The sequence below is a fragment of the Sphingosinicella soli genome, assembly GCF_014199685.1.
GTDB classification, from domain to species: Bacteria; Pseudomonadota; Alphaproteobacteria; order Sphingomonadales; family Sphingomonadaceae; genus Sphingosinicella; species Sphingosinicella soli.
On sequence record NZ_JACHNZ010000005.1, the window covers coordinates 102,153 to 109,232 of the forward strand.

5 protein-coding genes are annotated in these 7,080 nt (G+C 57.1%); all 5 read right to left on the reverse strand.

Translation table 11 applies throughout. From position 1 onward, the window contains the following. Positions 1-88 precede the first annotated feature (88 nt). The 5 genes from GGQ98_RS03610 to GGQ98_RS03630 all read right to left on the reverse strand — a co-directional run bounded on the left by GGQ98_RS03610 (position 89) and on the right by GGQ98_RS03630 (position 6,986). Positions 89-1,693: an acyl-CoA dehydrogenase family protein gene (locus tag GGQ98_RS03610; RefSeq protein WP_184065220.1), complete on the reverse strand. Its 1,605-nt coding sequence runs from the start codon at positions 1,691-1,693 to the stop codon at positions 89-91. Beyond that, positions 1,693-2,889, reverse strand: a complete 1,197-nt coding sequence (locus tag GGQ98_RS03615; RefSeq protein WP_184065222.1) for a CoA transferase — start codon at positions 2,887-2,889, stop codon at positions 1,693-1,695. The genes GGQ98_RS03610 and GGQ98_RS03615 overlap by 1 nt, the downstream gene beginning before the upstream one ends. 267 nt (positions 2,890-3,156) lie before the next feature. Then, positions 3,157-4,137: an alpha/beta fold hydrolase gene (locus GGQ98_RS03620; protein WP_184065224.1), complete on the reverse strand. Its 981-nt coding sequence runs from the start codon at positions 4,135-4,137 to the stop codon at positions 3,157-3,159. Positions 4,138-4,323: 186 nt separating this feature from the next. Next, on the reverse strand, positions 4,324-5,481 hold the full coding sequence (locus tag GGQ98_RS03625; RefSeq protein WP_184065260.1) for an acyl-CoA dehydrogenase family protein: 1,158 nt from the start codon (positions 5,479-5,481) through the stop codon (positions 4,324-4,326). A gap of 101 nt (positions 5,482-5,582) precedes the next feature. Further along, a complete protein-coding gene (locus GGQ98_RS03630; protein ID WP_184065226.1) occupies positions 5,583-6,986 on the reverse strand; it encodes an aldehyde dehydrogenase family protein in 1,404 nt (467 codons plus the stop codon). Positions 6,987-7,080 lie beyond the last annotated feature (94 nt).

Here is a 7,080-nt window from a genome sequence, read left to right on the forward strand (position 1 = left end):
TCGCCTGGTCCTAGAAAGCTCGGGCCGGGAAGCGCTCCGGGACGTCCCTGCCTCGTCCGCGTCAGCGGGTCGTTCGATGCCCGAAATGTCACCACACCCTGGATTCCCACAACCGCTTGGCAATAATCTGAGCTTGGATTTCTGCCGCGCCTTCGAAGATACTGAGAATACGGGCGTCGCACAAGACGCGGCTGATCTCGAACTCGAGCGAATAGCCGTTGCCTCCGTGAACCTGCAGCGCGGCGTCGGCATTGGACCAGGCGGCGCGGGCGGCCAAGAGCTTGGCCATGCCCGCCTCGATGTCGCAGCGTTTGCCCGAATCCTTCGCGCGCGCAGCATAGTAGGTTAGTTCGCGCGCCATGACGAAGTCTGCTAGGCTCATCGCGAGTTTATCGCTCACGCGCGGGAAGTGGATGATGCTCTTGCCGAACTGCCTGCGATTGATCGCGTAATCCACCCCGAGTTCCAGTGAACGGCGGGCAACACCTACCGCCCGCGCAGCGGTCTGGATTCGGGCGCTCTCAAACGTGGACATCAGCTGTTTGAAGCCCTTGCCCTGCTCGCCTCCCAGTAACGCATCGGGGGGCGCGCGCATACCGTCGAAGGACAGTGCATACTCCCGCATACCCCGGTAGCCGAGCACGTTGATCTCGCTGCCCCACATGCCCGCGGCCGGGAACGGATTGTCCACGGTGCCGCGGGGCTTTGGCACCAGCAGCATGGACAGGCCACCGTGACCCTTGGCATCCGGTATAGTGCGGACAAGCAGCGTCATCAGATCCGAGCGGCTGGCGTGAGTAATCCAGGTCTTTGCGCCATCGATGACCCATTCGCCACTGGCTTCCTTACCCGCACGGGTGGCGAGGCTGCCGAGGTCCGATCCGACGTCCGGCTCCGTGAACACGGCGCACGGCAGTACTTCACCACTGGCGATTTTCGGCAGCCACAGGGCTTTCTGATTGGCTGTGCCCCCCAGCATGATCAATTCGCCAGCGATCTCGGAGCGTGTCCCAAGGGATCCGGCCCCGATCCACCCGCGAGACAACTCTTCCGTCACCAGGCACATCACCTGCTTGCCGAGGCCGAGACCACCAAACTCTTCGGGAAGGCACACGCCGAATGTTCCAAGGTCTGCCATAGCCTGTACCGTCGCATCGGGGATCAGATCATTCGCGAGATGCCACTTGTGGGCGTGAGGAAGGATCTCGGCTTCGGTGAACCGGCGGAATTGGTCCCGAATGGCATCGAGACTTTCATCATGAAACGTTTCCGACGGCCACTGCCCATCTGCTAATGCCATTGCCAGGGACCCGCGTATGGCGGCGCGATCGCAGTTTAGAAAGTCTGCGGCCCCCAAGGCAAGTGCATGCACCGCGTCTTCAATACCCAGGTCAATCGGCCGAAAGATCTCGTTCTGCCCCATCGGAAGGCCGCCGATCAGCTGCGCGATGGTTTCGGCGAAGGCAAGATCCGCTACTTGGCTGTCCAGCGGATTGGCAGCGCCATTGCGTTCCATCCAGGTCGCCAAAGAGTCGAGGGCGACGACGCTGGTCGCTACCCAGGCAAAACCGTGAGCAGCGCGTTGCTCCACGTCGATTGGGATCGTTTCAAGGCGTGTCCGCAAGGCGGCGAGTGCGGCGTTGTAGAAGACCCACGAGGCGTCCAACGCCTTTCTAAAGCTCGAACCCAACATCAGGCGATGCCCACGATCTTTTGGTCAATGAGTTCGGCAATGGTTCCGCTCGACAGACCGAGCCGTTCCGCCAATACTTCCTCCGAATGCTGTCCGATGCGCGGTGCCGGTGCAGGCTCTCTTCGCTCCGATAGCGGGACGGTCGCGAAGCTGCCCGCTGCGGGATAGTTGAAACCGGAGGGGTTCGGCGCTTCACCAAAGATCGGATTGTTGACAACAAGCTCCGGGTCATTCGCGGCGTCGAGCATTGTGCGGTAACTTGAATGCATTACGCCGGCGGCATCGAGTGCAACAGCCAAATTCGCATGGGATCGGCTCGCGACCGCAGCTTCGAAAAGAGGGAACAGCGCATCGCGGTGGACGAATCGCAAGCCATCGTCCTTCGCGAAGCTCACCCCGCGGGCGGCCTCGACAGCGGCCACTGCGTCTGCAAGATTCAATGCGGTCAGAAGGCCGGCCCACTGCCTTGGGGTCACCACCACTATCATCGTGCGGACACCGTCTCCTGTTACGAAGTCACGCCCGAACAGGCCATAGATGGCATTGCCTAGGCGCGGCCTGTTCTCCCCGGTGTAAAGAACTTCTGCAATTCCGCCGAGGTTCGCGACAGTTCCAATCGCAACATCTGAGAGTGGAATTCGCACTTCACCGCCCTCACCGGTCACACCGCGCCTTTGGATCGCGGCAAGGAGGGCAAATGCGGCATAGGCACCCGCGATAAGGTCCCAGGCCGGCAGCACATGATTTATCGGCTCGGGCCCAAGCCCTGTCATCATCGGATAGCCGACCCTGTTGTTGACCGTGTAATCTAGCGCGGGCGAACCATCGGCCCGCCCCATGATGCGCACGGTTACAAGATCGGCGCGTCCCTGCGCTAGTACCTCGTGCGAAAGAAAGCCGTCGAAAGGCAGGTTAGTGATGAATTGGCCAGTTTTCTGGATCAGTTCCTGCAATAGCTGGCGACCAGGCGCTGAACCCAAGTCGAGCGCGACCGAGCGCTTGGCGCGGTTTAGGTTTTCCCAATATAACGAATTATTGGCTTTCGTGACTGGCCAGCGGTGGAAATCCGATCCGCCGCCAATCTGGTCAACGCGAATCACCTCGGCACCCATCTGCGCGCAATAGAGTCCGGCTGACGGCGAGGCGACGAAAGATGACACCTCAATCATTGATAAACTGGAGAGCAGGCTGTACATTTGAATAAAGCATCCAGCTAAGCCTAATTTCATAGGCTATTGAAAAGACTGTCTTCTTTTGGTAGATTTTGACAAAAATTGGCCATTCCCAGATCTTGATCTCGAAATTCGTTGAGGGAGTCCCGAGGACTTTCCGAATTTAAACGCGCGGCCCCTGTGTTCCCAATATGCATCGAATGAAATTGCTCACGACGCCCTCGATCGTAATGCCCGAAAACGTAAAACCCGCCCATTCGCGTTATACTACACCACCCCTTGGCGATAGCATTATACCTCGACTTTACATTTAATATCGCGCATCGCCGTCCACTCACCAAGGAATGCCGCAATTGCTGCAGCGAAAGCCAATGGTTGGTCCAACATCAAGTGATGTCGTGCCTCGGGGATTTGGACAACGGGAATATTTTCGCCCCCGAGTTCGCAAATGTATTGGCGGGAGTCAGCAGTAAACAAAGCACTCTGCTGACCATGGATTATGGCCTTGCGGCCAGGTGCATCAACAAGGCGTTTCCCCATTAACCCCCATGCATCTCGATCCGTGGGAACTCCAAAGACCTTCGGCGAGTATTTCCACGTCCAGTATTCGCCGGTATCACGCAGTGAATGATAGGCCATGTAATCCATTAAGAAGGGTTCTCCTGCATCCTGCGACGGAGATACGATATAACGACTCCGGGCTGTGGCGAAGTCTGGATATCGGCTTACAGGCTTATTTGGATCACCAGATCCTGGCCGTTTGTGCCCGCTCTCCCACAAGGCTGCCTGGGCTTCCGGGCGAAGCACCATTAAGTCACAAGCAATAAGGCCATCAAAGGAATCAGGCGAATTAGTGACTGCCTTTACCCCAATGCGAGCTCCAAAACTGTGCGCGACCACGATCGGCTTTGCGGCCCTGTCGAGTAAGCCGAGTTCCCGCGCGACGCCGATCATTTCCCGAGCCCTTATCTCGTCATCCGAGAAGTCGCGTGCTCCGCTATCTCCCATGCCCGATAAGTCATAAGCGACGATGTCGTAATCTGCGGCGAACAGAGGGGCAATGAATGCAAAACAACGTGCGTGGGCCAGGAAGCCGTGTGTCATCAGGACCGGCGGTTTGGTCGGATCGCCCCATCGCAAATAATGGATTGGGACGCCATCGACTTCCACGAAGCCTTCCTCACGCGGAACTGAAAGGGCCTGCTCGAACCAGTTGGGCACGGGTGCGCCGTTGGTCCAGGTCCTGTCAATGTCACTCAATCCGTTCGCCATTCGCTTGTCTCCAGTCCAGCTTCGATCGCAAAAAAACAGCGCCGTTCCGGGGCACCGGATTCCGTGAGCAATTAAATTCTCTTACATGATCGCGGTGTGACTAGACGTCTAATTCCAGTGTGCTTTTTAGAGAAAAATATCGAGAATATTGCCCTGCTTCAGTGCCGTGCTCATGCTGAAAAACTTCTATACTCCATAGCTTCTCGGCATACCCAGAACATGTTCAGCCAAATATGCAAGAATGAGATTGGTGGAAACCGGGGCGACTTGATAAAGCCGCGCCTCGCGAAGTTTCCGCTCAATTCCTACTCCTTCCGCAAAGCCGAACCCCCCGTGTGTCTGGAGGCAAACGTTGCCGGCCTCCCAAGCGGAATCAGCCGCCAGCATTTTTGCCATGTTGGCTTCCGCCGCCACCATCTCGCCGCTATCATAACGGCTGACCGCTTCATGCACCATCAATTCTGCGGCCCGCATGTTGGCGAACGCCCGTGCAATGGGGAATGCCACGCCTTGATTCGATCCAATTGCATGGCCGAAAACTTTCCTTTCCCGCGCGTAGGCCGTGGCCTTCCGGAGGAACCATTTTGCATCGCCAACGCATTCCGCCGCGATGAGTATCCGCTCCGCATTCATGCCTGACAGGATATAGCGGAAACCCTTGCCTTCTTCTCCAACCAAGTTCGCGGCTGGGACGCGCATGTTATCAAAAAATACCTCGGTCGTGGAATGGTTCATCATCGTGCGGATCGGACGAATAGTCAGTTGCCCGTCATCCTGCGCCTTGCGCATGTCCACGATGAAGGTCGATAATCCTTCCGTCTTTCGATCCACCGCCTCCCTCGGCGTGGTTCGCGCGAGCAGCAACATGAGGTCCGAGTGCTCAGCACGGCTCGTCCAGATCTTTTGACCATTGACAATAAATTCGTTTCCTTCGCGCCGGGCCGTCGTCTTGATGGCTGTGGTGTCTGATCCACTGTCGGGTTCGGTGACGCCGAACGCCTGGAGGCGAAGTTCTCCTGAGGCGATCGCTGGAAGGAAAGCGCCCTTTTGCTCCACCGATCCGTGCCGCAGGATTGTGCCCATGATATACATCTGGGCATGGCAGGCCGCGCCGTTACACCCTTGCGATTGGATCGTTTCAAGGATCGCCGCGGCTGCTGACAGCCCCAGACCAGAGCCTCCGTATGTTTCAGGTACGAGCACCGAAAGATATCCCGCCTTTGTTAGGGCGTTCACAAACTCGACTGGATATGCGCGGAATTCATCCAGTTTACGCCAATATTCGTTATCAAATTGAACGCACAGCCGCTGAACCCCTTCCCGGATTTCGACATGATCATCCATTTCAAAGCGACTGAGTATCACGTAGCATTACCCTGTTCAATTAAGAGAAATTGTGCCTCCTCCGCACACCAGTAGCGAAAATTTCCCATCTACCGAGAACCTTAGGGCCCGACGCTAATGACGACGGACTGGCAAAATCCCTTTAGACCATCATCCGAGAAATCCGTGCCCATTCCGGAATGCTTGCTTCCGCAAAACGGAATAGCGGGAGAAAGTTCGCCGTGCCTATTCACCCAGACAGTACCAGCCTGTATGCGCGCGGCGACTGCCTCTGCGCGCGCCGGATCCCTGCTCCAGACTGATGCACCAAGGCCGAACACGCTGGCATTTGCTCTCGTGATCGCGTCCTCGACATCATCGTAGGCAAGCACAGGCAGAACAGGCCCGAACTGTTCCTCACGTACCAGGCGAGAATCATCGGACAAATCGCGCACTATGGTGGGCTCAATAAAATAGCCTCGGCGATCTTCGTCTGGCAGTCCGCCGGCGATCAAGGCGCCATTTCTCGTAGCATCGACGATAAGCTCCTTAATTCGCTCGAACTGGCGCCGATTCTGAACCGGCCCATAGTGCGAAGGGGAATCCATGCCGTCGCCGACCTTCGCCGCATTGGCATGCGCAACAAGCTCGGCGCAAATCTCGTCATACATAAACCTAGGAACGTAAAGTCGCTTTATCGCGACGCAGACCTGACCCGAATTTATCATCGCACGTTCAAAGAGTTGACCGCTGATCTCGCTGGGGATGGCATCATCAAGAACAATTGCGGGATCGTTGCCTCCCAGTTCCAATGTTAGCCGCTTGAGCGTGTCGGCCGCATTGGCCATCACTTTTTTTCCGGTGACAGTTGATCCGGTGAACGAAATCTTCGCGACGTCAGGATGTCCGCTCAACAGATGTCCAAGATCGTCATTATCGACAATGATATTGATGACGCCAGGCGGCACCAGGTTCACGACGAGCATGCCCAGACACAAGACGGATAGCGGCGTGGTGGGCGCGGGCTTTACTACTAGCGTGTTTCCTGCAAGCAACGCAGGCGCGATCTTCGCCACTAGCAGCAGCAATGGATAATTCCACGGCCCGATCGCCGCTACGACGCCGAGCGGCACATAGTGCTCGTAGATCTTTCGATCCGGGGTCTCGATGAATGTGCGCGATGCGAGCCGCATCTCCGAAACGGCCCGGAGTGTACCTGACGCACCGGCGACCTCCCGTCTTGCCTCGGAAAGTGGCTTGCCCTGTTCGCTCGTGATGAGAACGGCGAGTTGCTCGGCGTTGTCATCGATAACCTTCGCGATTGCTCTCAGTACTTCGGCTCGATCATCCCAACTGCGAGCGGCCCACTCTGGAAACGCTCGCACGGCTGCAGATACAGCCTCGTCCAGTTGAATGTGGTCAGCGCGGGGGGCTCGGCTCACGAGATCTTCGGTCGCAGGATTAACGACGTCGAGCGTGCTCGCTCCATCCACGAGCTTTCCGCCGATCACAAGTTTGAAGTCCATGTTTCATTCCAGTACGTGACTACGCCGTTTCGTTCACTTGAAGCAAGCGGAGGGCCTGATTACCGGCTTTATGATCGAACCATCGCAAGACGCC

Coding starts and splice junctions, on each gene's coding strand:
- GGQ98_RS03625 (WP_184065260.1), bottom strand. CDS start 5,481: ATGGATGATCATGTCGAAATCCGGGAAGGGGTTCAGCGGCTGTGCGTT.
- GGQ98_RS03610 (WP_184065220.1), bottom strand. CDS start 1,693: ATGTTGGGTTCGAGCTTTAGAAAGGCGTTGGACGCCTCGTGGGTCTTC.
- GGQ98_RS03630 (WP_184065226.1), bottom strand. CDS start 6,986: ATGGACTTCAAACTTGTGATCGGCGGAAAGCTCGTGGATGGAGCGAGC.
- GGQ98_RS03620 (WP_184065224.1), bottom strand. CDS start 4,137: ATGGCGAACGGATTGAGTGACATTGACAGGACCTGGACCAACGGCGCA.
- GGQ98_RS03615 (WP_184065222.1), bottom strand. CDS start 2,889: ATGTACAGCCTGCTCTCCAGTTTATCAATGATTGAGGTGTCATCTTTC.